This window comes from Brevundimonas aurantiaca (assembly GCF_014199955.1).
In the GTDB taxonomy this organism is placed as follows: domain Bacteria; phylum Pseudomonadota; class Alphaproteobacteria; order Caulobacterales; family Caulobacteraceae; genus Brevundimonas; species Brevundimonas aurantiaca.
Genome location: NZ_JACHOQ010000003.1, coordinates 349,156 through 376,141, shown reverse-complemented (window position 1 = coordinate 376,141; position 26,986 = coordinate 349,156). Strand labels below are relative to the sequence as shown.

18 protein-coding genes, 1 tRNA gene and 1 riboswitch are annotated in these 26,986 nt (G+C 68.1%); of the genes, 12 read left to right on the top strand and 7 right to left on the bottom strand.

Going from position 1 to position 26,986, the window contains the following annotated elements; genetic code table 11:
- Positions 1 to 73 precede the first annotated feature (73 nt).
- On the bottom strand, positions 74 to 3,265 hold the full coding sequence (locus GGQ93_RS09275; protein ID WP_183216572.1) for an intermembrane phospholipid transport protein YdbH family protein: 3,192 nt from the start codon (positions 3,263 to 3,265) through the stop codon (positions 74 to 76).
- A 338-nt stretch (positions 3,266 to 3,603) separates the two neighbouring features.
- Here GGQ93_RS09275 and GGQ93_RS09270 point away from each other — a divergent pair, with 338 nt between their 5' ends.
- A complete protein-coding gene (locus GGQ93_RS09270) occupies positions 3,604 to 4,959 on the top strand; it encodes a M23 family metallopeptidase (RefSeq protein ID WP_054764281.1) in 1,356 nt (451 codons plus the stop codon).
- A 212-nt stretch (positions 4,960 to 5,171) separates the two neighbouring features.
- Here GGQ93_RS09270 and GGQ93_RS09265 read toward each other — a convergent pair.
- Positions 5,172 to 5,248 (bottom strand) — tRNA-Arg (locus tag GGQ93_RS09265).
- Between the two features lie 143 nt (positions 5,249 to 5,391).
- Here GGQ93_RS09265 and GGQ93_RS09260 point away from each other — a divergent pair.
- On the top strand, positions 5,392 to 7,137 hold the full coding sequence (locus GGQ93_RS09260; protein ID WP_183216570.1) for a gamma-glutamyltransferase family protein: 1,746 nt from the start codon (positions 5,392 to 5,394) through the stop codon (positions 7,135 to 7,137).
- Between the two features lie 19 nt (positions 7,138 to 7,156).
- On the opposite strand, the gene GGQ93_RS09255 is transcribed toward GGQ93_RS09260, so the two are convergent.
- Both GGQ93_RS09255 and GGQ93_RS09250 read right to left on the bottom strand, forming a co-directional pair.
- Positions 7,157 to 7,987 carry a lipid A-modifier LpxR family protein gene (locus GGQ93_RS09255; RefSeq protein WP_224764248.1) on the bottom strand — a complete coding sequence of 277 codons (831 nt, stop codon included), beginning with the start codon at positions 7,985 to 7,987 and terminating at the stop codon, positions 7,157 to 7,159.
- 217 nt (positions 7,988 to 8,204) lie between these two features.
- The gene (locus tag GGQ93_RS09250) at positions 8,205 to 10,094 is read right to left on the bottom strand and encodes a ribonucleoside-diphosphate reductase subunit alpha (RefSeq protein WP_183216568.1); all 1,890 of its coding nucleotides are present in this window, start codon (positions 10,092 to 10,094) and stop codon (positions 8,205 to 8,207) included.
- A 301-nt stretch (positions 10,095 to 10,395) separates the two neighbouring features.
- On the opposite strand from GGQ93_RS09250, the gene GGQ93_RS09245 reads away from it, so the two are divergent.
- From GGQ93_RS09245 to GGQ93_RS09230, 4 genes are all read left to right on the top strand, one after another.
- A complete protein-coding gene (locus tag GGQ93_RS09245; protein ID WP_224764247.1) occupies positions 10,396 to 11,151 on the top strand; it encodes a phosphatase PAP2 family protein in 756 nt (251 codons plus the stop codon).
- An 81-nt stretch (positions 11,152 to 11,232) separates the two neighbouring features.
- Complete coding sequence (locus GGQ93_RS09240) at positions 11,233 to 12,552, top strand: acetyl-CoA hydrolase/transferase family protein (RefSeq protein ID WP_183216563.1); 1,320 nt, start codon at positions 11,233 to 11,235, stop codon at positions 12,550 to 12,552.
- Positions 12,553 to 12,607: 55 nt separating this feature from the next.
- A riboswitch (yybP-ykoY riboswitch) is annotated at positions 12,608 to 12,754 on the top strand.
- Between the two features lie 66 nt (positions 12,755 to 12,820).
- On the top strand, positions 12,821 to 13,381 hold the full coding sequence (locus tag GGQ93_RS09235; protein WP_183216561.1) for a TMEM165/GDT1 family protein: 561 nt from the start codon (positions 12,821 to 12,823) through the stop codon (positions 13,379 to 13,381).
- A gap of 28 nt (positions 13,382 to 13,409) precedes the next feature.
- Positions 13,410 to 14,729, top strand: a complete 1,320-nt coding sequence (locus GGQ93_RS09230) for a PQQ-dependent sugar dehydrogenase (RefSeq protein WP_224764246.1) — start codon at positions 13,410 to 13,412, stop codon at positions 14,727 to 14,729.
- Here GGQ93_RS09230 and GGQ93_RS09225 read toward each other — a convergent pair.
- Entirely contained in the window at positions 14,726 to 15,964 is a 1,239-nt protein-coding gene (locus GGQ93_RS09225) for an argininosuccinate synthase (RefSeq protein WP_183216559.1), read from the bottom strand. The two genes, GGQ93_RS09230 and GGQ93_RS09225, sit on opposite strands and share 4 nt — an antisense overlap.
- A 196-nt stretch (positions 15,965 to 16,160) precedes the next feature.
- On the opposite strand from GGQ93_RS09225, the gene GGQ93_RS09220 reads away from it, so the two are divergent.
- On the top strand, positions 16,161 to 19,025 hold the full coding sequence (locus tag GGQ93_RS09220; RefSeq protein ID WP_183216557.1) for a M16 family metallopeptidase: 2,865 nt from the start codon (positions 16,161 to 16,163) through the stop codon (positions 19,023 to 19,025).
- Between the two features lie 80 nt (positions 19,026 to 19,105).
- Here GGQ93_RS09220 and secA read toward each other — a convergent pair whose 3' ends face one another.
- On the bottom strand, positions 19,106 to 21,955 hold the full coding sequence (gene secA / locus GGQ93_RS09215) for a preprotein translocase subunit SecA (protein ID WP_182713846.1): 2,850 nt from the start codon (positions 21,953 to 21,955) through the stop codon (positions 19,106 to 19,108).
- Between the two features lie 339 nt (positions 21,956 to 22,294).
- Here secA and GGQ93_RS09210 point away from each other — a divergent pair, with 339 nt between their 5' ends.
- Genes GGQ93_RS09210 through GGQ93_RS09195 form a run of 4 tightly spaced genes read left to right on the top strand, consistent with a single transcriptional unit; the run spans position 22,295 to position 25,216 of the window.
- Entirely contained in the window at positions 22,295 to 23,206 is a 912-nt protein-coding gene (locus tag GGQ93_RS09210; RefSeq protein ID WP_183216713.1) for a peptidylprolyl isomerase, read from the top strand.
- A gap of 1 nt (position 23,207) precedes the next feature.
- A complete protein-coding gene (gene argJ / locus GGQ93_RS09205) occupies positions 23,208 to 24,602 on the top strand; it encodes a bifunctional glutamate N-acetyltransferase/amino-acid acetyltransferase ArgJ (RefSeq protein ID WP_183216556.1) in 1,395 nt (464 codons plus the stop codon).
- Positions 24,599 to 25,012: a (deoxy)nucleoside triphosphate pyrophosphohydrolase gene (locus GGQ93_RS09200; protein ID WP_054764293.1), complete on the top strand. Its 414-nt coding sequence runs from the start codon at positions 24,599 to 24,601 to the stop codon at positions 25,010 to 25,012. Before argJ ends, GGQ93_RS09200 begins: the two co-directional genes overlap by 4 nt.
- 24 nt (positions 25,013 to 25,036) lie before the next feature.
- Positions 25,037 to 25,216: a Flp family type IVb pilin gene (locus GGQ93_RS09195; protein ID WP_054764294.1), complete on the top strand. Its 180-nt coding sequence runs from the start codon at positions 25,037 to 25,039 to the stop codon at positions 25,214 to 25,216.
- 18 nt (positions 25,217 to 25,234) lie between these two features.
- Here GGQ93_RS09195 and GGQ93_RS09190 read toward each other — a convergent pair whose 3' ends face one another.
- Positions 25,235 to 26,164, bottom strand: a complete 930-nt coding sequence (locus tag GGQ93_RS09190) for a methyltransferase domain-containing protein (protein WP_054764295.1) — start codon at positions 26,162 to 26,164, stop codon at positions 25,235 to 25,237.
- Here GGQ93_RS09190 and GGQ93_RS09185 point away from each other — a divergent pair.
- Positions 26,163 to 26,969: a ComFC family protein gene (locus GGQ93_RS09185; protein ID WP_054764296.1), complete on the top strand. Its 807-nt coding sequence runs from the start codon at positions 26,163 to 26,165 to the stop codon at positions 26,967 to 26,969. The genes GGQ93_RS09190 and GGQ93_RS09185 overlap by 2 nt on opposite strands.
- The last annotated feature ends 17 nt before the right edge of the window (positions 26,970 to 26,986 follow it).

The window sequence follows — 26,986 nt, the reverse complement described above, 5'->3', positions numbered from 1 at the left end:
TTAGACTCCGGCTCGATCAGGTTTGATGATGCAATAGCACGGCTGCGCGTGAACGGTCTCTGAATGGCCGGGCTCACGGCGCCGTCTCCTCCTGCTGCCCTTGGCGGGCGCGATTCACCGCCAGCAGATCCGAGAACAGCTGATTGGCGTTCAGGGTCGTGTCCAGCGTCAGGTCGATCTGGGTGCCGGACGGCAGGGGCAGTTCCCGCTTGAGAAATTCACGACTGATCAACTCCGCCAGGGTCAGACGCAGTTCCTGACGCTGGGGCGGCGCGTGCCGGCCGCGAATACGGAACAGGACCGACAGCCGCCCGCCGTCCAGACTGTTCACATCGGCGCTAAGCACGTCGAAGGCCAGGTTCTCCATCGCCTGATAGGCCAGATCCTCGACCATGTTCGGCGGCACCTCCGCCCCGCCTCCGCCGGCGTCCACATCGGTCAGAACCTCGCGCTTGATCGACAGCCGCCCGGGCTGAACCGCCGCCAGGCTCCCGTTGCGGATCGTCAGTCCTGTCTTGGGGTCCATGGTGAAGGGCAGACGGCCCGAAACCACCGCGTCCAGCACCACCTTGTCGTCGAAACCGGTGTCGGCCACCACATCGCCCAGTTGGACCCGGTCCAGCACCACCACCCCGTCATAGGGCTGGGCGGCGTCCAGCGGCACGACGAACGGCTCCACCGAGACGACGCCGCCGCCGGCTTGAACCGAGCCTGCGGAGATCTTGATCCCGGCTGCGTCGACGGCGAAGGTCAGGTCCAGATCCGTCGCCTCCGTCCCCACGGCCAGACTGTCCACCGTCAGCTTCTGATCCGGCGCGGTGATCAGCGGCGTCAGGCTGGTGAAGACGATGTCGCCCTTGACGCCCTTGACCGCCCCGGCCGGGCTGACGAAGTCCAGCCCCGGCACGCTCAGACGCCCGCTCGACGTGGGTTCGGCGGTCTTGGTCCAGTCGAACCGGCCCTCGAAGGCGACCGAACCGGTCACGGGCGACTGCACCAGGTCTGCAACCAGGGGCGTCAGCATGGCTGGTTGCAGGCCGCCCTCGACGAAGGTCACCTGGGGAACCGAAATCTGGAGGCCGCCGGCGCCGCTGCGGCCGTCGTGGGTCAAGGTCAACCGCCCCAAGGCGGCCCCTGCCGCCTTGCCGGTCCCTTCCAGGTCGAAACCGCCGCGCCACACCTCGTCCGCCAGCCGCACCTGTCCGACGGCGGCGAGCGGTTCGAACCGCTTCGGGGTCAGGGCGTCCACCGCCCGCGCCTGGGTCACCGTCGCCGTCAGCCCCACGCCGGAGGATGCGCCGTCCACCGTCACCCGACCGGCGGCCCCTTCGAACCGCATGCCCAGGAAGGGCGCCTGGGCCGAAAGGCGATCAAAGCCGCCGACGACGCGCCAGACCCCCTCCTTGGCGCTGAGCAAGGGCGCGTCCGTGGGACAGAGGGCGCCGGCGACTTCATGGACGTCGTTCTCGTCCAGCTCCAGCCGTTCGACCGTCAGATCCACACATTCGGGGGTGGTGTAGGTGATCCGTCCGTCCGCAAGGGCCAGAAGCCCCCGCGTTCGGGCGTCGATCCCGCGCGCCACGTCGAAATCCAGTCGCGCACGGCCGTCCAGTTGAGCCTCGAAGCCGGCGTCGGTCAGCCGCCACTGCGGTACGTCCACCGCCATTTCCGGCAGTCCCCGTCCCCGCGTCGCCGTCAACCTCAGCGCGCCGCCGCCCAGCCGTCCCGGCTCGGCGGCGTAGGCGGTCTGGCCCGCCGGCTGCGACAGGGTCAACACGCCGCCGTTGGCGGGCTTGGCCGTGACCGGTCGCAGGACGCTGGCCTCCGTCCCGGCCGACCCTGTGACCAGGCGAACCGCCGGGGCGTTCAGGGCGAAACCGCCCAACGCCCGCTTCATCTCGGCCAGTTCGGCGATGTCGTCGGGCCCGACCGGCCCGAACAGGGGCCAGGCGCCGTCCGCCGACCGGATTGCGCCCTGGGCGACGATGCGGACCGCCTCGTCCTTGACGACGTCCAGGCTCAGATCGGCGGTCCCACGCCTTAACGTCAGGTCGCCCCAGCCGATACGGTCGAAGCCGGCCTTGACCGGCCCGGTCGCCTCGAAAGCCGCGTCGCGCCCGCCCAACGTCAAGGCTCCGGAACGGATCGAAAGACCGCGCGCCTCGACCCCGCCCGCCGCGCCGGCCTCGGCGGTCAGGACCAGCGGCGTCTCCAGCCCCCAGCCCAGGGCGTCTGCGCGCTTGACCTCAAGGCGTCCGCCCTCCGCCCGGACCCGCGCCTGCGTCGCCTTCAGCCCCGGGCCGTCCACGGCCGCCGCCGCCAAGGCCAGGCCGGTCTCGCCGTCCAGCTGGAAGTCTTCGATCCATCCGGCGGTTCGACCGTCGAACCGGGCCTGGATCTCTGCATCACGCGCCTGGGTCGCCCCCAGGCCGAGAACCTCGCCCGTCAAACGCGCATGGAGGCGCGCGCGGCCATCGCCGCGTCGCGTCTTCAAATCCGGATAAGGCAGGTCTCCGTCCAGGCTCAGCAGGGCCCGACGCCCGCTCAGGCCGGCGCCGACGAAACGCTCGGCCTCACCACGCAATTTCAATTTCACCCGGTCGCCGGTCGTCGTCAGATCGATCGCAGCGGCGAACCCCTGGGCCTGAACCTCGCCGCTTTGAAGCACGGTCGCCGGAACCGCCGCCTTCAGCCGCATCAGCTTGCCGTCGTCCACCCGCGCATCGCCCAGAATCCGCACGGCGCCGTAGTCCGTCTCCAACAGCGCCCGGCCGTCTTCGACGATGACCAGGGGCGCGCGCGCATCCGGACGCGGCGGGCCGCCCGTGAAGGATTTGATCACCGGGTCCAGCGATCCGAACGCCAGCTTCCCGTCCTTCCAACTGGCGCGCATCACCGGCCTGACCAGTCGAACGCGGCTGGGCGTCACTCCCAGCCCCGTCTTCGACCAGGGCCAGGCCACGGCGTAGTCCACCTCGACCCGCTCGACCGTCACGTCCGGATTTTTGGGATCGCCGATGCGGATACGCCCGACGAAGCCGTCCAGCTCGATCCGCTCGACCTCGACCTCCGCCTGGACCCCGCGCCGGTCCAGCCAACCCACCAGGACCTCGCGCGCCGCCGCTCGACGATTCAGATAAAGCGCCGCCAGCAGGAGGGCGACGACCAGCACCCCAACGCCGGCGACGCGGCCGAGCCGACGCAGCGGATCGTTCCGCCGGGACGGCGGACGCGACCGGTCGGATGGCGTCGTCGTATCGGTCAAACGTCCAGACCGGAAAGCGAAAGAACCATTTTCCAGACCGCCATCGCTGCCCCCGATGAAGATTTACGCCCCAAGCGTCGCCTTGAAGACGCGCGTCCGCAACGTCCGTTCTCATCTTCCGTTGCAGCCAAGCGGGGCGATAAGAGGGCGACCTATGGAACGGGGGCAGGACGACTACGCACCCTTACGGGCTTGAGCCGTCTCTTAACGCCTTGTAAGCAACCGCCTTCCCAAAGTGGAACAGGCGAGGTATAGGCCTAGCCTTCGCATTTTCAGGAATGCGGCGCAGTTTGGTGACTATGGTTTGACGCCTCTGGCGTTGCAGCACGACGAGACCGATGGCTCAGTTCGACCCTCGCCGACAGCCGATGCGCCTCGCCCCGCACGCTCTGACCGCCGCCGCCGCGGTCTCGGTGGCGCTTCTGGCCGGCAGAGTCTATCAACCCGCCAGGGCTGAAGAAGTTCCCGTCCCCTCCTCGGCCCAGATGGCCGCCATGGAGGTTCAGGCCTTCGCCGCCGCCAATGCTCCGGCCGGCATGACCGCCCCGGAGGCCGTTCCCGTCCAGATCCGTCGCGGCGAAACCTTTGAAGAGGCCGTGCGCCGCACCGGCGTCGCCCCGGAAGAGGCCAGCGCCGTCGCCGCCACCGTCGCCAACGCCTTCGACCTGTCCGACCTGCGCGCCGGCCTTCGTTTCGAGACCGCCATCGCCAAGCCGCGCGACGGCCGAGGCGACGCCCGCCTGATCGGCCTGACCATGCGAACCGGCCCGGCCAGCCAGCTGACGGTGTCGCGCAGCTTCGACGGCGCCCTGCGCCTGCGCTCACTCGAGGAAAAAGTCACCCACGAGACCGTGGTGCTGAAGGGGGACGTCGAACGCTCCCTGTCCGCCAGCGCCCGCGAACTCGGCGCCACCGCCTCCATCGTCCGCGCCGCCAGCCGTCTGTTCGCCACCAAGTTCGACATGCAGCGCGACATCCGCGCCTCTGACGAGTTCACCATGGTCTTCGACCGGGATGTGACCGAGGCCGGCCGCACCGTCGCCGTGGGCGATCTGGTCTATGCAGAACTGCGCGGCGTGACCTTCTATCGCTTCAAGCCGGCCGGCGCCAAAGAGGCGCAGTTCTTCGACGCCTCGGGCAAGAACCTGCGGTCGGCCATGATGCGCACCCCGCTGCAGAACTTCCGGCGCGTGTCGTCGGGCTTCGGCTTCCGGACCCATCCGATTTCCGGCTATCGCAAGATGCACCAGGGCATCGACTTCGCCGCCGGCACCGGGACGCCGGTCGTCGCCCCCGCCGACGGCGTGGTGGTCGAGGCGCGCCGCTGGGGCGGCTACGGCAACTGGCTGCGCATTCGCCATAACAACGGTCTGGAAAGCGGCTACGGCCACCTGTCCCGCTACGGCGCCGGCATCCGCGCCGGCCAGCGGGTCAGCCAGGGCCAGATCGTCGCCTATGTCGGCTCGACCGGCGCCTCCACCGGTCCGCACCTTCACTATGAAATTTGGCGCAACGGACAACGGATCAATCCGGCCGGCGTCAAAACCCAGGAGGGCACCGAACTGTCCGGCGCCGACCTGGCCGCCTTCCGCGCCGAAAAAGCTCGGATCGACCGCATCATCGCCTCCGGCGGCCAAAAACGCCCCGCCCTCCAGCAAGCCTCCGCCAACGGTCTGCGCGCCGCCCAAGGCTGAGTCTCAGCTGAAATCTAGACGTCGCTGGGCGCTTGGCGCTGCCCCGAGCCTCTCAGAATCCTACTGCATCGCCATGCCGAGGCGGGGCATACGGCCTGCGTCGTCTACCACGCGGCTTGGCTGTTAGATGAATTCCGTCTCGACCGTTGCGCGTCTGGCGCCGTCAGGCTCCAAGAAGGCGATCAACCGCAGAGCGCCAAACAAAAGGAAAATGGCGCACCCGAAGAGATTCGAACTCCTGACCCCCAGATTCGTAGTCTGGTGCTCTATCCAGCTGAGCTACGGGTGCGTCTGCCTTGCGGCGAGGGCGGGTCTTTAGCCGCTGAACGGGGTGGACGCAAGCGGGGGAATGCAGTTTCTGTAGCGGGGTTGATCGGCGTGGTCCCCTGCGGGCCTCGTCGCCCGGACCTCTCCCCCTGTCGGACCGCCTGAATGTTGTTTTTGCGTCGTCGTCTCGTGTCCCTGTTGGTCGCGGCGGTTTCCGTCCCGACGCTTCTGGCCGGATGCCAGACCCCGGCCGCGGCGCCTTCGCTGGAGGCGCGGTCGGACCCGGCCGGGGCCCCATCGATCGCCCGGGGGCCGTTCGTCGCCGCCGCCAATCCGCTGGCGGTCGAGGCCGGGATGAAGGTGCTGCGCCGGGGCGGCTCGGCCGTGGATGCGGCGGTCGCCGTCCAGGCGGTGCTGGGGCTGGTGGAACCCCAATCGTCGGGCCTGGGGGGCGGGGCCTTTCTGATGAGCTATGAGGCCAAGACCGGCCGGATCACCGCCTATGACGGGCGCGAGACGGCCCCCGCCTCGGCCACGCCCGAACTGTTCTATGAGGACGGCGAGCCCCTGCCCTTCATCGACGCCATACTGTCGGGCCGATCGGCCGGAGCGCCGGGGGCGGTGGCCATGCTGGCCATGGCCCATCAGGATCAGGGACGGCTGGCCTGGCGCGATCTGTTCGATGACGCCGAACGGCTGGCGCGCGACGGTTTTGTGGTCAGTCCGCGCCTGGCGGGCATGATCAATGGGTCATCGCCCCAGGCCAAGACCCGTTGGGCGACCGCCCTGTTCACCGGCCCAGACGGCCGCCGCTACCGGACCGGGGACGTGATGCGCAATCCGGCCTACGCCCGGACGGTTCAGGCTCTGGCGACCGAGGGGCCCGGCGTCTTCTACGGAGGGCGCATCGGCCGGGAGATCGCCCGCACCGTCGCCGAGGGTCCGCGGCCGGGCGGCCTGACCGAGGCGGACATCGCCGCCTACCGTCCGCTGCGCCGGGACGCCCTGTGTCGGCCCTATCGAATCTATGTGATCTGCGTTCCGCCCCCGCCGTCCAGCGGGGTGGCCCTGTTGCAGTTTCTGGCCATGGCGGAACACACGCCCGACATCCAGAAGGGCGCCGACAGCCCCGAATCCTGGGTGGCCTTCGGGCGTCTGCAACGACTGATGTATGCGGACCGCGACCGCTATGTGGGCGACGCCGATTTCGTCGGGGTGCCGGTCGCCGGGCTGCTGGACCCGGCCTATGTGGCCCAGCGCGCGGCCCTGGTCCCGGAAATCGACGGGCCGGTTCCGGCGGGCGCGCCGCCCGGCTCTGCACCGCGCAGCGCGGACGCCACGGCCGAGCCAGGCGGAACCTCGCACATGGTCATCGTCGATGCGGACGGGAATGCGGTCAGCATGACCACTACGGTCGAAAGCATCTTCGGCGACGGGCGGGTGGTCGAGGGCTTCTTCCTGAACAATCAGCTGACCGACTTTTCCTTCACCCCGTCCGAAGACGGCCATCCGGCGGCCAACGCCGTAGCGGCGGGCAAGCGGCCGCGCTCGTCCATGACCCCCGTTCTGATCCTGGATCGACAGGGGCGTCTGGTCGGGGCGATCGGGTCGCCCGGCGGGTCCAGCATCCTGGCCTATGTGGCCAAGGCCCTAGTCGGGATGATCGACTGGAACCTGCCGGTGCAGGAGGCGATCGCCCTGCCGAACCTGGTGGTGCGGGGCGGTTCGGTCGGCGCCGATACGGCGCAGATCGCGCCGGACATCGCCCAAGCCCTGGGTGCAGCCGGCATGGGGTTGAGGCCCAACGCCACGGAGACATCGGGCCTGCATGGGGCGATGTGGCGCGACGGCCGCTGGGACGGCGGGGCCGATCCTCGGCGGGAGGGGGTCGCGGTGTCGGAAGCGCCTTGAGGCCCGGAGCCGGACGCGGTCAGCGGCGGGGCTTGATCGAGAGCTGGAAGGCGATCAGCCCCTCATCCACGTCGGTGTCCAGCCCGTTCATGCCGCGCAGCCCCTTGCCGGCGTCGATTTCGCGATAGACCAGCCCGACCGAGGTCTGGATGGCGCCACGGCGATAGGCCACGCCTACGGAAGCGTCGCCCAGGAAGGCCCCGCGGTCCTGGGTATAGCCGGACCGGGCGTAGTCGCCGTCGCGGGTGCGGGCGAAATTATAGCCGACGGCGCGGCCCGAGCCGGCGGCATAGAGGTACCAGCGCGGACGCTGGCCGAACCGGGCGTCGCCGTCGGGCGCCAGGCGGTCCAGCCCCTCGCCGATCTTCAAAGTGGCGCCGGCTTCGGCCGATCCGCCCTCGCTGCCCAGGCCGACACCGGCATGGGGCGTCAGACTGACCTCCAGGCCAGAGGCCGTGCGGCCGACCGCGCTGCGGAAGCCGCGCACATAGCGCAGATCATAGGCTTCGGGCTCCAGAACGGCCCGGTCCTGGAGGGTGACCGGCAGAGGGGAGCCGTCGGCGCGTGTCAGGCGGCCCGCGGTCTCTAGGCTGAGCCGATCGGTGAAGCCTTGGCGGTCGATCCAGATGTCGCGGCGGGTGCTGGCGGCGATCCCTTGAGCCTCGCCCGAGATCGCCAGGGGCGTCTTCATCTCGATCTCAGGGCCGAAGGGCGCGTCGGGAGAGACCCGAAAACTCTGCTGTTCGTTCAACCGAGCCGTGACGTTCGATCCGGTTTCGGGTGCGGCGTCAAAGGCGTCGGGGACCCAGGCCTGGGCGCGAGCATCGACCGCGCCGGCGGACGCCAGCACGCTTGCCACTCCAAACAACCAGGCCGCTACACGCATTCGGTCTCCCCACCGTCCGCTGTTCTCCAGCTTGCACCATGCAGGGCGGGAGTCCAACAGACATTTTCACGACATTCTTTGGTCGTTTTTCAACGCCGCGCCTTGTGGCGGGTTCCGAACACGAAAAAAGGGCTCCGTGACCACGGAGCCCTTTCACGCCAGTTGCTGCGGCGCAGGAGGCCTATTGGCAGGCCAGACACTCGTCGTAGTCGGTCTTGGGCATGGAGAAGAGGTCTGGCTGGTTCGGGTCGATCTCGGCCTCGGCCTTGTCCTCGGCGCCGGCGAAGGCGGCGCGCTGAACCGACTTGGAGCGCAGATAGTACAGGGACTTCACGCCGCGTTCCCAGGCGGACCAGTGCAGCATGTGCAGGTCCCACTTGTTGACGTCGCCGGGGATGAAGAGGTTCAGCGACTGGGCCTGGCAGATTTCCGGGGCGCGGTCGGCGGCCAGTTCCACCACCCAGCGCTGGTCCAGTTCGAAGGCGGTCTTGAAGATCCCCTTCTCGTCCTCGCTGAGGGCGTCCAGATGCTGGACCGAGCCCTCGTGCTGGAGGATGGAGCTCCAGACCGCCTCGGTGTTGATCCCCTTCTCGTCCAGCAGACGCTCCAGATAGGGGTTCTTGACGGCGAAGGAGCCGGACAGGGTCTTGTGGGTGTAGATGTTGGCCGGGATCGGCTCGATGCCGGCCGACGTCCCGCCGCAGATGATCGAGATCGAGGCGGTCGGGGCGATGGCCAGCTTGTGGCTGAACCGCTCCATCACGCCGCGCTCCTCGGCGTCCAGGCAGGGGCCCTTCTCCTCGGCCAGGATGCGGCTGGCCTTGTCGGCCTCGCGACGCAGGTGCTTGAACAGGCGCATGTTCCACGACTTGGCCATGGCGCTCTCGAAGGCCACGCCCTGTGACTGCAGGAAGGAGTGGAAGCCCATCAGGCCCAGGCCCACCGAACGCTCGCGCTTGGCCGAATAGACGGCGGCGGCCATGGCGGGCGGGGCGCGGCGGATGAAGTCTTCCAGAACATTGTCCAGGAAGCGCATCAGGTCCTCGACGAAGCGGGGCTCCTCGCGCCATTCCAGGAAGGTCTCGGCGTTGACCGACGACAGGCAGCAGACGGCGGTCCGGTCCACGCCCAGGTGGTCGCGGCCGGTGTGCAGCATGATCTCGGCGCACAGGTTCGACTGTTTGACCTTCAGGCCCAGATCCCGCTGGTGCGGCGCCATCTGGCGGTTCACCGTGTCGGAGAAGATCATATAGGGCTCGCCCGTCTGCATCCGGATGTCGAGCAGCTTGGTCCACAGCGAGCGGGCGTCGACGGTCTTCAGCACCTCGCCGGTCTTGGGCGAGCGCAGGCCGAAGGTGGAGCCGGTCTTCACCGCCTCCATGAACTCGTCAGTGACGTTGACGCCGTGGTGCAGGTTCAACGAGCGACGGTTGAAGTCGCCCGAGGGTTTGCGGATCTCGAGGAACTCCTCGATCTCCGGGTGGTGGATGTCCAGATAGACGGCGGCCGAGCCGCGACGCAGCGACCCCTGGCTGATCGCCAACGTCAGCGAGTCCATCACGCGGATGAAGGGGATGATGCCCGAGGTCTTGCCCGCGCCCTTGACCTTCTCGCCGATGGAGCGGACGCCGCCCCAGTAGGTGCCGATGCCGCCGCCGTTCGAGGCCAGGGCGACGTTCTCGTTCCAGACGTTCTGGATGCCGTCCAGGCTGTCGCCGACCGCGTTCAGGAAGCAGGAGATCGGCAGGCCGCGATCGGCGCCGCCGTTCGACAGGACCGGTGTGGCCGGCATGAACCACAGGCGGCTCATATAGTCGTACAGGCGCTGGGCGTGATCGGCGTCGTCCGAGAAGGCGGTCGAGACGCGGGCGAACATGTCCTGATAGCTCTCACCCGGCAGCAGGTAGCGGTCTTCCAGCGTCTTCTTGCCGAAATCGGTCAGAAGGGCGTCGCGCGAACGATCTACCTGGACCGATTTCACGACGGTCAGATGCGGCTTCTCAGGCGCCGCGTTCGTCGCAACACCTTGGAATTCCGCTGTCTTCAAAGCCTCGCCGCCAGCCATAGTCATCTGCGTCCTGAACAATAAACTGCCTAGAGCCACCTGCGCCGTGACCACATCATCTAGTGGCTGCAACGCTCCCCGAGCCCACATATAGGGCGCACATGCCTAATAAGCCGTCAACGTCTTGACGCTCGCTTTGTCGGCGAATCGGTCGGACAAGTCGGCCTCGCCTGGGGAAAGTTCAGCGCGCAAGCCAGCAAACCCCTCACGGGCCTTCGCGGCCGCGACATCACGAAGGCGTGATCGGAACTTCGGCCCAGCTTGGCCGTTTCGACGCCCCATGGCCGTTTCCGACTTCCGTCCCTTTTTGATACGCCTGCTAACGGTCGCGCGCGCCGAGACGGCCGCTCTGACGGCCCTGTTCGTCGCCGCCTTGGGCGTGACGGCGTTCGTCGAAATCGCTGACGACATGACCGAGGCCGACGGTCAGAGCTTTGATCGCCAGGTGCTGGGCCTGATGCGGCCCTATGCCGACGATCCCGGCCGCCCCTGGGGGCCGTGGTGGCTGAAGGAGGCGGCGGCGGACCTCACATCGCTGGGCGGCATATCGGTGCTGGGCCTGTTCGCCCTGATCGTCGTCCTCTTTCTGCTGAGCCAGAGGAAATGGCTGTCGTCCCTGCTGCTGGTCCTGGGGCTGACGGGCGGCGTCATGCTGAGCGAGGGGCTGAAGGCGGTGTTCGAACGCGAGCGTCCGCCCCAGGCGCTTCAGGCGGTCGAGACGATCAACGCCAGCTTCCCCTCCGGTCACGCCCTGCTCGCGACGGTCTTCTATCTGAGCGTGGCCGTCATGCTGACCCGCGCCTTTCCACGCAGGCGGTTCAAGATTTTCGTCCTGGGCGTGGGCATGGTCATGGCCCTGCTGGTCGGCCTGACCCGCATCTATCTGGGCGCCCACTGGGCGACGGACGTCTTCGCAGGCTGGGCCGTGGGCTCGGCCTGGGCCATGCTTCTGTGGCTGGTCGCCTATGGGGTCGCGCGTTGGCAGAAGCGTCGCCGGGCGCCCTTGCAGGACGAACCGTCTCCGACGGCGGACGAGACGCCCGGCGATCCGACCAAAGTCTAGAACCCACTCAACCGCAGGAGGCCCCATAGTCGGCGCCGACGACGCCTCAACGAACAGGGGCGCGCGGACGGGAGAGACGCCATGGATCACGCCGCCCTCTATGCCGAGCGGCTGAAGACGCCGGACGAAGCCGCCGCCCTGATCCGATCCGGCGCCAGGATCGCCATGGGCCTGGGCGTGTCCCAGCCCCCGGCCCTGCTGAAGGCCCTGGCCGAACGGGCAGAGCGCGGCGAGGTCGAAGACCTGAACCTCTATTATCTCCTCTCCACCGCCATCGCCGGCGACACCGTGCTGCGCTACGAGCTGATGGACCGCATCCGGCCCTGGAGCCTGTTCCACAGCGCCGTCGAACGCCGGCTGGAGCAGCGCGCCTTTGAGGAGGGGCGACCCAGCCCGGTCCAGTTCATCCCGACCGGTTTCCAGCAATCGCCCCGACTGCTGTGCGACGAGGTCGGCGTCGATACCTTAGTCTGCACCGTCTCGCCGATGGATGCTGACGGCTTCTTCTCCTTCGGCACCAACACAGACTACGCCAAGCCGGTGTCGGAGACGGCCCGCACCATCGTGGTCGAGGTCAATCCGCATATGCCGCGCGTGTACGGCGACTGCACCGTCCATGTTTCCCGGGTGTCCGGAATCGTCGAACACGCCGCCCCGCTTTTGGCCGTGCCCAGGGCCGAGCCCCAACCGGCCGACCTGGCCATCGGCCGGATCATCGCCGACCTGGTCGAGGACGGCGCGACATTGCAGATGGGGATCGGCGCCCTGCCCAACGCCGTCTGCGACGCCCTGAAGAACCACCGCGACCTGGGCGTCCACACCGAAATGCTGACACCGGGCCTGGTCGAGCTGATGCAGGTCGGGGTGGCGAACCATACCCGCAAGACCCTGCACCCCGGCGTCGGGGTCTTCGCCTTCTCGATGGGCGACCAGAACACCTATGACTTCCTGCACGAGAACCGGGGGCTGGAGGCCCGGCCCGTCTCCTATGTCAACGATCCGGCGGTCATCGCCCGCAACGCCAAGATGGTCTCGGTCAACGCCACGCTCCAGATCGACCTGAGCGGCGCCTGCTGTTCGGAGTATCTGAACGGCCGCCAGTTCACCGCCTCGGGCGGACAGCTGGACTTCGTGCGCGGCGCCTATGGCTCCGACGGCGGCAAGTCGATCATCGCCTGTCATGCGACGGCGGCCAGGGGGAGCTGCTCGCGCATCGTCGCCCGGCTGGACGGGCCCGTCACCACGCCCCGCAACGACGTGCATATCGTCGTCACCGAGCACGGGTGGACCAACCTGAAGGGCCGATCGACCAGCGAGCGGGCCCGCGCCCTAATCGCCCTCGCCGCGCCCGAGTTCCGCGACGGCCTCACGGCCGAGGCCAGGCGGCAGGGTCTGATCTGAACCCCTTCTTGCGAGTCGTTATCGGCTTTTCATTTCCGGCGTCCTGGCCTAAACCCCGCCGCGTCATCGGGGAGTAGCCGCCCGCAACCATCAGCGGGGCCCGCGTCAACATACTTCCTCTCCCGGAGAGGATGGCGCGGGAACGGTCCAGGGTCTTTCAGATCCGGATCACGGCAAGACCGGCGGCTTTCGCAGGGACGTCCATGCGGGGCCCGGCTGCGAACGCCACAGGTCCGTCCGCCGAGGCTCCCGCGCATACAGGTTCCCTTTGGAAGCCTTCCTCATTTCGACCGGCCTGGTCTCCATCGCGGAGATCGGGGACAAGACCATGTTGCTGTCCATCGTGATGGCGGCGACCTGGCGACGGCCCACGCCCATCATCCTGGGCATTCTGGCGGCCACCCTGCTGAACCACGCCTTCGCCGCCCTGGCCGGCACCGTCCTGGCCCATTTCATCACGGGCGAGTGGATGCGCTGGATCGTCGGCCTCGCCTTTCTGGGTTTCGCGGCCTGGGCCCTGATCCCCGACACGCTGGACGAGCAGAAGGGCGAGGTCCAGCGCGGCTTCTGGGCCATCTTCTGGACCACCGCCTCGGCCTTCTTCCTGATCGAGATGGGCGACAAGACCCAGGTGGCCACCGCCATGCTGGCCGCCCGATTCGAGAATCTGCCGGTGGTGGTCGCCGGCTCGACCCTGGGCATGATGCTGGTCAACGGGCCCGCCGTCCTGCTGGGCGAGACGGCGGCGAAGAAGCTGCCGCTGAAATGGATCCGGTTCGCCGCCGCCGCCGGTTTCGCCGCGACCGGCCTGTGGATCCTGCTGGCCTAGCGGCCGGCTTGGCCGTATCAGATGAGGCATGGCCCGTCCTTGTCCCGTCTGGCTTCCGGTCGTCGCCCTGTCGCTGATCCTCAGCCTGGGACGGCCCGACGACGCCCGCGCCGCCGACCGCGTCTATGCGGTGGACGGCGGCTGCGGGGGTCGGCCTGCGACCACGGTGCGGACGGCGCCGGGCTATTGTCTTGGCTTGGTCTGGCAGGGCGCTGGCGGCGAGGGGCCCCGCATGCCACGCGGCCTTCTGCCCTTGGACGGCGGCGACTGGCTGGTCACCGACCTGGGCGGGTGGGAGCCGGGCCGCGGCGCCGTCTGGCGGCTGTCGTTCGATCAAGGCGGCGCCCCGCGCTGGCGACGACTGGTCCGGGGCCTGTCCATGCCCCACACGGCGGCGCGCGGGCCGGACGGGCGGATCTATGTGTCCGAGATGAACCGCATCCTGACCCTGGATCCCGATGCGGCCGATCCGGCAGCGACGGTGCGGACGGTGATCGGCGACCTGCCGGACAATCGGCTGCATGAGAACCGCCATCCCCTGTCCAGCTTCGTCTTCGACGGCGACGGCGCCCTGCTGGTCAATGTCGGCGCACCCAGCGACCGCTGTATCGACGCCAGAGGCCGGGCGCGCGTCAATGCGTCGGGCGCCTGTGTTGACAGCGCCGCGACGGGCCAGGTGCGACGTCACGCCTATCTTGGAAACGGCCGCTGGGCTGAGGCCAGCACCGTCTTCGCCTCGGGCCTGAGGAACTCCATCGCCCTGGTCCGGCACCCGTCGGGCACGATCCTCCAGGGGGAGAACTCGGTCGATCTGACCACGCCCGACCATCCGTATGACGAGATCAATGTCCTGCGTCAGGGCGGCCATTACGGCTGGCCCTATTGCGTCGATCTGGCCACGCCCCTGCCGGGCTGGAGCGCGGCCCAGGCGCGGTGCAGCGAGCGTGACCGCCCGGTCGCCCTGCTGCCGCCCCACGCGGCGCCGCTGGACCTGATCTATTACGAAGGAGCGATGTTCCCCGAACTGCGCGGCCGGCTGCTGATGAGCTGGCACGGCTACCGCCGCGCGGGCGGGCGGATCGTGGCGGCCGAGACGGACGCGCAGGGCCGTCCCCTGACCGACATCGGCGGCCGCTACGCCATCTATCCGCGCGGCGCCCTGTCCTATCCGGCCGGCGCGCCCAGTATCAGGGGCAAGGTGCTGACGCCGGGCTGGGACGCGGTCTCGGGCCGTCAACCGCGCGGATCGCCCGTGGCTCTAGCAGTCGCGTCCGACGGGTCGATCTGGGTGACCGACGACCGGAGCCGGGCGATCTTCAGAATCGCCCGGTCAGACGTCGCGCCTTAGCCCTCGCGCGCCTCGCGCTTGGCTAGAACGCGCAGGCGAAGCGCGTTCAGCTTGATGAAGCCGGCGGCGTCCTTGTGATCATAGGCCTGGACGCCTTCCTCGAAGGTCACCAGATCCTGGTCGTACAGGCTGTTGGGGCTCTCGCGGCCGATGACCGAGACATTGCCCTTGTAGAGCTTGACCTTGACCGTGCCGGAGACCTTCTCCTGGCTCTTGTCGATGGCGGCCTGCAGCATCTCGCGCTCGGGCGAGAACCAGAAGCCGTTGTAGATCAGCTCGGCGTATTTCGGCATCAGCTGGTCCTTCAGGTGCATGGAGCCGCCGTCCAGGGTGATGCTTTCGATGCCGCGGTGGGCCGCGATCAGGATGGTCCCGCCGGGGGTCTCGTAGACGCCGCGCGACTTCATGCCGACGAAACGGTTCTCGACCAGGTCAAGGCGGCCGATGCCGTTGTCGTGACCATACTGGTTCAGGGCGGTCAGGAGGGTGGCCGGGCTCATGGCCTCGCCGTTGATCGAGACGGCGTCGCCCTTCTCAAAACCGATCTCGATGACGGTCGCCTTGTCCGGCGCGTCCTCGGGCGAAATGGTCCGCTGGTGGACGAACTCGGGGGCCTCGACCGCCGGGTCTTCCAGCACCTTGCCCTCGGAGGACGAGTGCAGAAGGTTGGCGTCGACCGAGAAGGGCGCCTCGCCGCGCTTGTCCTTGGCGATCGGGATCTGGTTCTTCTCGGCGAAGTCCAGCAGGGCCTCGCGGCTGCGGAACGCCCATTCGCGCCAGGGGGCGATCACCCGGATGTCGGGCTCCAGGGCGTAATAGCCCAGTTCGAAGCGGACCTGGTCGTTGCCCTTGCCGGTGGCGCCGTGACAGACGGCGTCGGCGCCGACCTGACGGGCGATCTCGATCTGGCGCTTGGAGATCAGCGGGCGAGCGATGGAGGTGCCCAGCAGATAGTCGCCCTCGTATTGCGCATTGGCGCGGAACATCGGAAAGACGAAGTCGCGCACGAATTCCTCGCGCAGGTCGTCGATGAAGATGTTCTCGGGCTTGATGCCCAGCTTCAGCGCCTTCTCGCGTGCGGGGCCAAGCTCCTCGCCCTGACCCAGGTCGGCGGTGAAGGTCACGACCTCGGCGTTATATTCGGTCTGCAGCCATTTCAGGATGATCGAGGTGTCCAGACCGCCCGAATAGGCGAGGACGACTTTCTTCACGGGCTTGTCGGCGGGGGCGGACATGGCGGCTCTTTCGGTAAATTCGACGGCGCGATGGGGAGAATTGACGCGCGCATAAGACCGGGGGTCCGGCGATGCAACCTTTTCCGGGGCGGCCCCACGGAAAGATGAAGCTTTGTTCATGTTCAGTCGGTCGCGTTGCCAGTGGATCGACCGTCGTTATGGTCGTCGTTCATCTGTCACCAAGGATGTCGAACCCATGCGTCGCGCCTCTTCCCTCGTCGCCGCCGCCGCCCTTCTGGCGGTCTCCACCCCGGTCTGGGCCTCAAACGCCGCCGCGTCGGCCCCCGTAGCCTCGGCCCAGGCCGCCGCGCCCGCCCTGCGGGCCGCACCGGTGTCCGAACTGGTCGCCGAGGTGGACATTCCCTACACCCGCTTCACCCTGGACAACGGCCTGACCGTTCTGGTCCATGAAGACCACAAGGCCCCGGTTGTGGCCGTATCGGTCTGGTACAACGTCGGCTCCAAGGACGAGCCTGAGGGCAAGACGGGCTTCGCCCACCTGTTCGAACACCTGATGTTCGGCGGCTCGGAGAATGCGCCGGGCAGCTATTTCACCCCGATGCGCAACATGGGCGCGACGGACATGAACGGCACCACCTGGTTCGACCGCACCAACTATTTCGAGACGGTTCCGACCCCGGCGCTGGAACAGGCCCTGTTCATGGAAAGCGACCGGATGGGCTATATGCTCGGCGCCATCAGCCAGGAGACGCTCGATCTCCAGCGCGGCGTGGTCCAGAACGAGAAGCGCCAAGGCGACAACCAGCCCTACGGCCTGAACGAATACAAGCAGCTTGAGGCCCTGTTCCCGGAGGGCCACCCTTATCGCCACTCGACCATCGGCTCGATGGCCGACCTGGACGCGGCCTCGATGGAGACGGTGCGGGACTGGTTCCGCTCCAACTATGGTCCGAACAACGCCGTCCTGGTCCTGGCCGGCGACATCACCCCGGCCAAGGCGCGGGAGCTGACCGAGAAGTATTTCGGCCCGATTCCGCGCGGCCCGGTCAACACCCCGGCCCAGGCCTCCGTACCGACCCTGCCGGCGCCGGTCAGCGAAACCACCCACGACCGCGTCTCCAACGCCCGAATTCAGATCAGCTGGGCCGTGCCCGGCCTGTTGGACGCGGACACCGTGCCGCTCAGCATCGGCGCCTCGGTCCTGGGCGGCCTGGCCAGCTCGCGGCTGGACAATGAACTGGTGCGCGGGGAGCAGACCGCCGTCTCGGTCAGCGCGAACAACGGCGCCTTCCACCGCGTCGGCATGTTCGAAATCACCGTCGACGTGAAGCCGGGCCAGGACCCGGCGGCCGTCGAGGCCCGCGCCCGCCAGATCCTGAACGATCTGATCGCCAACGGCCCGACGGCGGCCGAGGTGGAACGGGTCAAGACCCAGTACGTCTCGCGCACGGTTCAAGGTCTGGAACAGGTCGGCGGCTTCGGCGGCAAGGCCGTGGCCCTGGCTGAGGGCCAGCTCTACGCCGGCGATCCGGAGCACTACAAGAAGGAGCTCCAGGCCTATGCGGCGGCCACCCCCGCCCAGGTCCAGACGGCCATGCAGAAATGGCTGACCCGTCCGGCCTATACCCTGACCACCCTGCCGGGCGAGCGTGAGGCCTATCAGGAGGCGGCGGAGGCTCCCTCGGGCGCCAACCGCACCCCGGCGCCCCCGATCGAGCGCGTGGCCCGCATGCCCAAGCCCGAGATCGCCGCCGTCGCCAACGTCGACTTCCCCACGGTGGAGCGCACGCGCCTGTCGAACGGGGTGGAGGTCGTCTACGCCCAGCGCGACGCCGTGCCTGCGACCAAGATCGCCATCGAGTTCGACGCGGGCATCGCCGCCGACGAGGCGTCCAAGCTGGGGCTGCAGACCCTGATGCTGGACCTGATGGACGAGGGCACCCGCAGCATGAACGCCACCCAGCTGGCCGAGGCGCAGGAAACCCTCGGCGCCGCCATCTCGACCGGCGCCTCGATGGACCGATCGGTGGTCCAGTTGTCGGCCGTGACCCCGAACCTCGAGCCCTCGGTCGCCCTGCTGGCCGAGGTGGTCAAGACCCCCGCCTTCGCCGCCTCGGAGCTGGAGCGTCTGCGCGCCACCCGCCTGGCCCGCATCGCCGCTGAGCGCACCCAGCCGGCCGCCCTGGCCAACCGCGCCCTGCCCGAACTGATCTACGGCTCGGCCAACCCCTATGGCCGCCCGTTCAGCGGCAACGGCGACGAGGCCAGCGTCAAGGCGATCACCGAGGCCGACATCCGCGCGGACTACGCCGAGTGGATCCGTCCCGACAACGCCAAGATCTTCGTGGTCTCGGACAAGCCTCTGGCGGAGATCAAGCCTCTGCTCGACGCCCAGTTCGGCCATTGGGTCCCCTCGGCCACCCCCAAGGGCGTGAAGGATTATTCCGCGCCGATCCCCGCGACCCCGTCGAAGATCGTGCTGATCGACCGGCCGCAGTCGCCTCAGTCCTACATCATGGGCGGGACGGTCTTGTCGGCCAAGGGCTCGGACGACCTGCTGGTCTTCAACGCCGCCAACAATGTGCTGGGCAACGACTTCCTGTCGCGCATCAACTCGGACCTGCGCGAGACCAAGGGGTGGTCTTACGGCGTCAACGCCTCGACCGCCGGCTTCGTCGGCCGCGTGCCCTATCTGATCACCGCCCCGGTCCAGGCCGACCAGACCGGGCCGGCCATCACCGCCCTGAACGCCCAGTTCAACGACTTCCTGAAGGACGGCAAGGGCGTGACGCCGGCTGAGCTGGAGCGGACCGTCAACGGCAATACCCGCCGTCTGGCCGGCAGCTATGAAACCTCCTTGGCGGTTCTGAACGCCATGCGGGTCAACGACATGCTGGGCCGTCCGGACGACTATCCGGAAACGGTGGCCGCTCGCACCAACGCCCTGACGACGGCCGAACTGGACGCCGCGGCCCAGGCCGCGCTCGACCCGTCCCGCTTCGTCTGGGTGGTCGTCGGCGACGCCTCGGTGGTCAAGCCCCAGCTCGACGCCCTGGGCCTGCCGGTCGAGGTTCGCTCGGCGAGCGGCGCCGCCCAGTAAGAGCCTCGTCAGTCGCAAACGACAAAGGCCCGGAGCATTTGCTCCGGGCCTTCTTTTTCGTCCTTACCGCGCCGAAAGGCTCAGATCAGGGCGCCGTGGCAGTGTTTGAACTTGCGGCCCGAGCCGCAGGGGCAGGGCGCATTGCGGCCGGTCATCTCCCAGCCCGGCGGAAGCGCCTCGACCGGCAGTTTCGACCGGTCGTCGCCGATCAGCTGGCCTTCGGGGTTCTGAGCGGCCGGATCGGCCATCTCATTTTCGCCGGTGCCGGGGTTCAGGTGGATTTCCTGGAACTCAGGCAGTTCAGGCGGCGCCTGGAAGCGGAACTCCACCGTCATCAGCCAGCGGGTGACGTTGTGGCGCAGGTCGTAGAGCAGACCTTCGAACAGGTTGAAGGCCTCGGTCTTATACTCCTGCAACGGATCGCGCTGGCCGTAGCCGCGCAGGCCGATCACGCCGCGCAGATGGTCCAGATGGACCAGGTGTTCGCGCCACTGCATGTCGATCATTTGCAGCATGAATTGCTTTTCCAGGCCGCGCGTCTGTTCGGCGCCGATCAGCTCCAGACGTTCGGCCGCGCGGGCGTCGGCGGCGGCCAGCAGCCGCTCCTCGATCTCCTCGTTGGAGACGCCTTCCTCGGCCGCCCAGTCGTGGAGCGGCAGCTCCAGCCCCAAGGTCGAGCGGACCTTTTCATCCAGGCCGTCGATGTCCCACTGTTCGGCATAGGCCTTGGGCGGCATGTAGCGTTCGACCAGGTCGGACACCACGTCGCGGCGGAAGTCGCCGACCAGTTCCGACAGATCCTCGGAATCCATGAACTCCTGGCGCTGTTCGAACACGGCCTTGCGCTGGTCGTTCACGACGTCGTCGTACTTCAGCAGGTTCTTGCGGATGTCATAGTTGCGGGTCTCGACCCGCTTCTGGGCGGTCTCGATGGCGCGGTTCAGCCAGGGGTGGGTGATGGCCTCGCCTTCCGCGACCCCGAAGGTCTTCATGATCGAGTCCAGACGATCGCCGGCGAAGATGCGCAGCAGGTCGTCCTCGCAGGACAGATAGAATTTCGACACGCCGGGGTCGCCCTGGCGGCCGGTGCGGCCGCGCAGCTGGTTGTCGATCCGGCGGCTCTCATGGCGTTCGGTGCCCAGGACGAACAGACCGCCGGCGGCCAGGGCCTTCTCGCGGTTGACGGCGATCTCGGCCTTGAACTCGGCCTCCTTGGCCGCGTGCATCTCGGGCGTGACCTCGACGGCCATGTTCCGCTGTTCCAGCAGCCATTTCTGCATCTTCATCTCGAGGTTGCCCCCGAGCTGGATGTCGGTGCCGCGGCCGGCCATGTTGGTGGCGATGGTCACCGCGCCCGGCAGACCGGCGTCGGCGACGATATAGGCCTCCTGCTCATGCTGGCGCGCGTTCAGGACCGAGTGCGGAATGCCGCGCAGCTTGGTCTCATAGGTGATGTCATAGGCGGCGTCGCCGATCTTCTCGGCCTCCTTGGCCTTGCCCTCGTACTGGGGCTTTAGCTTGCGCGAGACCTCGACCTTGTACTCATAGGTGCGCAGCAGCTCGGACAGCTGTTCGGAGCGCTCGATCGAGACCGTGCCGACCAGGATGGGCTGGCCGGCCAGGTGGCATTCGGCGATCTGCCGGGCGATGGCCTGGCTCTTTTCCGCATGGGTCCGATAGACTTCGTCGTCATAGTCCTTGCGCTGGATCGGCCGGTTGGTCGGCACCTCCAGCACCTCCATCTTGTAGATGTCGCCGAACTCCTGGGCCTCGGTCGCGGCCGTGCCGGTCATGCCGGACAGCTTCTGATACAGGCGGAAGTAGTTCTGGATCGTCACCGAGGCCAGGGTCTGGTTCTCGGGCTGGATCTTGACGTCCTCCTTGGCCTCGATGGCCTGGTGCAGGCCTTCGGACAGGCGCCGGCCGGTCATCATCCGACCGGTGAACTCGTCGATCAGAATGATCTCGCCGCCCTTGATGATATAGTCCTTGTCGCGCTGATACAGGGTGTTGGCGCGCAGGGCCTGGTTGGAGTGGTGGACCAGGCTGATGTTGGCGGCGTCATAAAGACCGGTGGTGTCGGGGGCGAAATGGCCGCCCTTCTCCAGGGCCTCTTCCAGACGCTCGGAGCCCAGCTCGGTCAGCAGAACCTGTTTCTGCTTCTCGTCCAGTTCATAGGTGTCCTTGTCCTTGATCAGATCTTTGATCAGGGCGTCCAGCACCTTGTACAGGTCCGACCGGTCCTCGGTGGGGCCCGAGATGATCAAGGGCGTGCGCGCCTCGTCGATCAGAATGGAGTCGACCTCGTCGACGATGGCGAAGTTGTGGGGGCGCTGCACCATCTCGCGTCGGTCATAGACCAGGTTGTCGCGCAGATAGTCGAAGCCGAACTCGTTGTTGGTGCCGTAGGTCACGTCGGCCGCGTAGGCGGCCTGGCGCTGGCCCTGGGACAGGCCGTTGACGATGACCCCGACCTCAAGACCCAGGAAGCGATAGACCCGGCCCATGGTCTCGGCGTCGCGGCGGGCCAGATAGTCGTTGACGGTGATGACGTGGACGCCCTTGCCTTCCAGGGCGTTCAGATAGACCGGCGCCACGGCGACCAGGGTCTTGCCTTCGCCGGTCCGCATTTCGGCGATGCCGCCCTCATGCAGGATCATGCCGCCCGCCAGCTGGACGTCATATTGACGCTGGCCCAGCACCCGCTTGGACGCCTCGCGCACGACGGCGAAGGCTTCGGGCAGGATCTTGTCCAGGCTTTCGCCATTGCTCAGACGGTCGCGGAAAGCGTCAGTCATCATCCGCAGCTCGTCGTCCGACAGGGCGGCGAACTTGGGCTCGAGCGCATTGATGCGCTGGGCGTGGTCCTGGAAAGCCTTGACCTTGCGGTCGTTGGAAGAGCCGAAGAGTTTCTTGGCGAAGCCGAGCATGTCAGATCCGGTAAAGGTCGAGCGTCATTAAGGAGCGGCTCTGAAATCCCGTGAGGGGCGGCGAGGATCGCGCCCCAAGCGGCGTTCGGACCGATGACGACCCCGCCGCGCCGACACAGGCGCGCGCGAAGGGCCGCGCAGACGATCAAAACCCCTCGACTTGGGCGCAGGCGGGACTTAAGCACCGCCCTAACCCCTGTCAACGCGGGGGCTTTCGGCCGCCTTCGACGGAGCGTCCCCTTGATCCCATTCCGGCGCCTCCATTTCCGACACGCCCCTTCCCGAGAGGGCCTTGGATCGGTCGGCGGCATCGCCTTGGTCGCCGCGACGGCCTTGGCGATGATGCTGGCCGCCTGTTCGCGCGGCGGCGACGACGATCGGGCGCCGCAGCCGGGCGACCGGCAGGTGGCCAAGGTTCAGGACCAGATCATCTGGGCCTCGGACGTCAAGCGCGAGGCGGTGGCGCAGGGTCTGGTCGGGGAAGGCGAGCCCCTGGATGTGACCTCCGAGCTTTTCCGCCGGGTTCTGGACGAGGTGGTCGATCAGAAACTGCTGGCGCGCGAAGCGGAGCGCCGTCGCCTGGACGCCTCGCCTCTGGCGCAGCGGCGGCTGGAGGCGACCCGCGAACGGATTCTAGGCGACATGCTGGTCGAGAGCGTCGTCAACGGCGCCATCTCCGACCAGGCGATCCAGACGCTTTACAATGAGCAGCTGCGCTTGGCGAAGACGTCCGAAGAGATCCGGGTCCGCCTGATCCTGTCGCGCACCAAGCCCGAGGCGGACGCCGTCATCGGCATTCTGGGCCAGGGCGCCAGCTTCGAGGCCGTGGCCATGGAGCGGTCGATCGACGAGGCCACCCGCTTTTCTGGCGGCGACCTGGGCTATTCCACCCTGGACGTCATGCCCCAGGCCTATGCCGGCGCCCTGCGTGACAAGCCGGCCGGTTCGACCGTCGGTCCCTTCCAGACCGAGGGCGGCTGGGCCGTGCTGCGGGTCGAGGACCGGCGCAAGGAAAACCCGCCGACTCTGGAACAGGCTCGGCCGCAAATCGTCCGCTACCTGACCTATGAAGGGGTGAGACGCCTGTTGGAACAGCTGCGCGACAAGGCCAAGGTCGATATTCTGCTGCCCGGCGGTTCCGGCGCGGGTGACGAGGAGCCGGCGTCGGCGCCGTCGGCGGGCCTGACCCGCCCCGCCCCGGCTCCCGCCCCGCCTTCCGCGTCTGACACTCCCCTCTCACCGGCCGCCTGACATGACCAAGACCCCCACGACCGGCCAAAAGATCGAACAGGCGTTCGAAAAGGCGCTGGACCCCTTCGCTGCAGCCCTGAAGCGCGCCACGCGTCCGGCCGAAGCCGCCGCCGCGCCCGCCGCTACGCCCGCCGGAAAGCCCGGCCTGGCCGTCTCGCCCCTGGCTGTGCCCTTCCCGACCATTCCCCCCATCGGCGGGGTCGAGATCGCCACGGCCCGCGCCGGCTTCTACAAGCATGAGCGCGACGACCTGGTCGTTTTCCGGTTCGCGCGCGGCACCAGCTGCGCCGGGGTCTTCACCCGCCACAAGATCGGCTCGGCGCCGGTCGACTGGTGCAAGAAGCATCTGGGCGGCGCCGAGGGCGGCAAGGACGTGCGCGCCCTGGTGGTCAACGCCGGCTGCGCCAACGCCTTCACCGGCAAGGCCGGCGCCGACGCCGCGCGGCGGGCGGCCTCTGAGGTGGCCAAACGGTTCGGATGCCGCCAGCGGGACGTCATGATGGCCTCGACGGGCGTGATCGGCGTGGTGCTGGACGAAAAGAAGATCATCGCCAAACTGCCGGACATCGAGGCCGGTCTGGACGCCGACATCCATCCGTCCGAACAGTGGGCCAAGGCGGGGCGGGGGATCATGACCACCGACACCTTCCCCAAGGGCTCCTACGCCGAGGCCGAGATCGAGGGGTATAAGGTCCGGATCGCCGGGATCGCCAAGGGGTCGGGCATGATCGCGCCAGACATGGCGACCATGCTGGCCTTCATCGTCACCGACGCCGACATCCATCCGAACGTGCTGAAGGCCCTGCTGGGCCTGCACGTCCGCACCACCTTCAACTCGGTGACGGTGGACGGCGACACCTCGACCAATGACACGGCCCTTCTGTTCGCCACGGGAACTTCGGGCGCACCGCGGATCGGCCGCGTCGGCGACCGGCGGCTGAAGAGTTTCTCGGCCGCCCTGGACAAGGTGATGCTGGATCTGGCGCACCAGCTGGTGCGCGACGGCGAGGGGGCGACCAAGTTCGTCAAGGTGACGGTGGACGGCGCCGCCAGCCCCGCCTCGGCCCGCAAACTGGCCAAGTCGATCGCCGACAGCCCCCTGGTCAAGACCGCCATCGCCGGCCAGGACGCCAACTGGGGCCGGGTGGTCATGGCCGTGGGCAAGACCGAGGAGCCGGTGGACCGCGACCGTCTGGCGATCAGGTTCGGCCCGCACCAGGCCGCCGTCGATGGCGCCCCGTCCCCGACCTACGACGAGGCCAAGATGACCGCCTATATGAAGAATCCCGAAATCGACATCACCGTCGACGTCGGCGCCGGCCGGGCCTCGGCCACGGTTTGGACTTGCGACCTGACCAAGGGCTATATCGAGATCAACGGCGACTATCGGTCGTGACCGAGACGCCGCTCCCCATCGTCCTCGTCGTCGCCGTCGCCCTGATCGACGTCGATGGGCGCGTGCTGATCGCCAAACGACCCGAAGGCAAGAAGCTGGCCGGCCTGTGGGAGTTTCCCGGAGGCAAGGTCGAGCCCGGCGAGCGGCCCGAGGCGGCCCTGATCCGCGAACTGCGCGAGGAACTGGGCATAGAGGTCAGCGAGAGTTGCCTGGCGCCCTTCGTCTTCGCCAGCCACGCTTACGATTCCTTTCACCTGTTGATGCCACTGTATCTGTGCCGACGGTGGGACGGCGTGGTCACGGCGCGTGAGCACGCCGGCCTGGCCTGGGTCAGACCGGAGAAGCTTTCGGACTATCCCATGCCTCCGGCGGACGAACCCCTGGTCGCCTGGCTGCGCGACCTGTTGTGACCACCGCCGTCCATGGAGCGGGACATGAACGGATTCATCGCCCGGTTCCTGAGCGACGAGCGCGGCGCGACCGCCATTGAATACGGTCTGATCTGCGGCTTGATCTTCGTCGCCATCCTGGGCGGTTTGAACGCCCTGGGGGGGGCCAACGGCGCCCTCTACAAAGACGTCATGCAGAAGATCGCGGACGCCCTGGGACGCTGACGCGTTCCCGCAGCGCGATCAAGCCGGATCGCCCTCCTCCCCCGTCAACTCCTTGACCCCCAAGGCGTCGGCCAGCCGGACCTTGGCCGAGCCGCGCGGCAGCGGCTTCTGCTGGCTCTCGTGCGGCTTCCAACCGGCCAGGTGAATGATTTCGAAGGTGGCGGAGATCCGCCCGTCCGCGTCGCCGTAGCGTTCGGCGTAAAGATGCGCCGCACGGCTGATGATTGCGCGATTCAGGGGGCGGATCGGCCCGTGCAGCACATTGGTCTCGCCCATGGCGCGGAGATCGCGGACCAGGGCGAACATGTCCGGATAGCGCACCACGAAACGGTCCACGTCCGAGACCGGCAGGGCGAAGCCGGCGCGTTGGAGAAGGGCGGCCCCGTCATAACCGTCGGCGAAGGGCGAAACACGCGCCTGGGCCCCGCCGCGTTCGGCCAGCTCGGCCTCGGTCAGGACGGCCCGAAGCTCCTTCAGGGCGCCCGCCCCGAACAAGGCGCCCAGAAACAGCCCGTCCGGTTTCAAGGCGCGCCGGATCTGGGCCAATGCGCCGGGCAGGTCGTTGGCCCAGTGGAGATTGAGCAGGGAGACGATCAGATCCGTCGTCCCGTCTTCCAGCGGCAGGGCGTCGCGACCGGGCGCGGCCCGCTCGGCCCGCGAGGTCGGAGCGACGATCCGCCCCACCCGATCCGCCGCTTCGCTGGACGCGAGGGCCCGGGCGAAGGGGCCCGGATGGGCGGACAGATCGACCGCGACGGGAAAGTCGCGCAATATGGCCTCGAGACTGCCGACCGCGTTTTCGGCCGCGCGGACGTGAAGAAAATCGGCCTGCGTCAGCCGCCTTTCGGACCGCGCCAGTCGCGCCTCTCGACGCCCGGCGTCAAAGATGCGCGGGGGGGCGGTCGTCGGCGGCACGGCGTCGGGGCCGGAGGAGGGGGAAAGGCTCATGGACCTTCAGGATGGGGGTTTGGGGCGCGCCTGGGAAGGGGCGGCGCGTCATTTGCGGCGGGCCGGCCTGGACTTCGCGCGGGGACTGGCCGATCTGGTCCTGCCGCCCCTGGCGCATGACAGCCCCGAGGCCACGGCCGCTGCCGGCCTGACGCCCGACGCCTGGAGCCGCATACGGTTCTTGGAGGCGCCGGTGTGCGACGGCTGCGGCGCGGCCTTCGAATTCGACGGCGGCCCTTTCGCCGAAACCCGCTGCGCAGCCTGCATCGCCCAACCCTATGTCTTCGCCCGCGCCCGCGCCGCCTGCGTCTATGACGAGGCGTCCCGAAGCCTGATCCTGCGCTTCAAACACGGGGACCAGCAGCAGTTCGCCGCCCTGTTCGCGCGCTGGATCAGCCGAGCGGGCGCTGAACTGGTCGCTGAGGCCGACGCCGTGGTCCCCGTGCCCCTGCACCCGTTGCGACTGCTGTCGCGCCGGTTCAACCAGGCCGCCGAGATCGCCCGCCCCCTGGCCCGAAGGGCGGGGCTGGACTATCTGCCCGACGCCCTGATCCGGGCCAGCCATACGGCGAGCCAGGGCGGCAAGAGCCGCCGCGGCCGACGGCTGAATGTGAAAAAGGCCTTCGCCGTGACCGAGGCCGGGCGACGCCGCCTGAAGGGGCGCCGCATCCTTCTGATCGACGATGTGTTGACCACGGGCGCGACCGGCGAGGCCTGCACGCGCGCCCTACTCGACGCCGGGGCGCGGGCCGTGGATCTGGCCGTGATCGCGCGGGTGCGAAACGCCCGTGAACTGACTATGTAGTCCCTATCGCTCCCCGC

What these genes read in the sequence shown, in the direction of transcription:
- GGQ93_RS09270 (WP_054764281.1), top strand. Translation starts at nt 3,604, where the DNA reads ATGGCTCAGTTCGACCCTCGCCGACAGCCGATGCGCCTCGCCCCGCAC.
- GGQ93_RS09260 (WP_183216570.1), top strand. Translation starts at nt 5,392, where the DNA reads ATGTTGTTTTTGCGTCGTCGTCTCGTGTCCCTGTTGGTCGCGGCGGTT.
- GGQ93_RS09250 (WP_183216568.1), bottom strand. Translation starts at nt 10,094, where the DNA reads ATGACTATGGCTGGCGGCGAGGCTTTGAAGACAGCGGAATTCCAAGGT.
- GGQ93_RS09240 (WP_183216563.1), top strand. Translation starts at nt 11,233, where the DNA reads ATGGATCACGCCGCCCTCTATGCCGAGCGGCTGAAGACGCCGGACGAA.
- GGQ93_RS09230 (WP_224764246.1), top strand. Translation starts at nt 13,410, where the DNA reads ATGGCCCGTCCTTGTCCCGTCTGGCTTCCGGTCGTCGCCCTGTCGCTG.
- GGQ93_RS09225 (WP_183216559.1), bottom strand. Translation starts at nt 15,964, where the DNA reads ATGTCCGCCCCCGCCGACAAGCCCGTGAAGAAAGTCGTCCTCGCCTAT.
- GGQ93_RS09220 (WP_183216557.1), top strand. Translation starts at nt 16,161, where the DNA reads ATGCGTCGCGCCTCTTCCCTCGTCGCCGCCGCCGCCCTTCTGGCGGTC.
- secA (WP_182713846.1), bottom strand. Translation starts at nt 21,955, where the DNA reads ATGCTCGGCTTCGCCAAGAAACTCTTCGGCTCTTCCAACGACCGCAAG.
- GGQ93_RS09210 (WP_183216713.1), top strand. Translation starts at nt 22,295, where the DNA reads ATGATGCTGGCCGCCTGTTCGCGCGGCGGCGACGACGATCGGGCGCCG.
- argJ (WP_183216556.1), top strand. Translation starts at nt 23,208, where the DNA reads ATGACCAAGACCCCCACGACCGGCCAAAAGATCGAACAGGCGTTCGAA.
- GGQ93_RS09195 (WP_054764294.1), top strand. Translation starts at nt 25,037, where the DNA reads ATGAACGGATTCATCGCCCGGTTCCTGAGCGACGAGCGCGGCGCGACC.
- GGQ93_RS09185 (WP_054764296.1), top strand. Translation starts at nt 26,163, where the DNA reads ATGGACCTTCAGGATGGGGGTTTGGGGCGCGCCTGGGAAGGGGCGGCG.
- GGQ93_RS09190 (WP_054764295.1), bottom strand. Translation starts at nt 26,164, where the DNA reads ATGAGCCTTTCCCCCTCCTCCGGCCCCGACGCCGTGCCGCCGACGACC.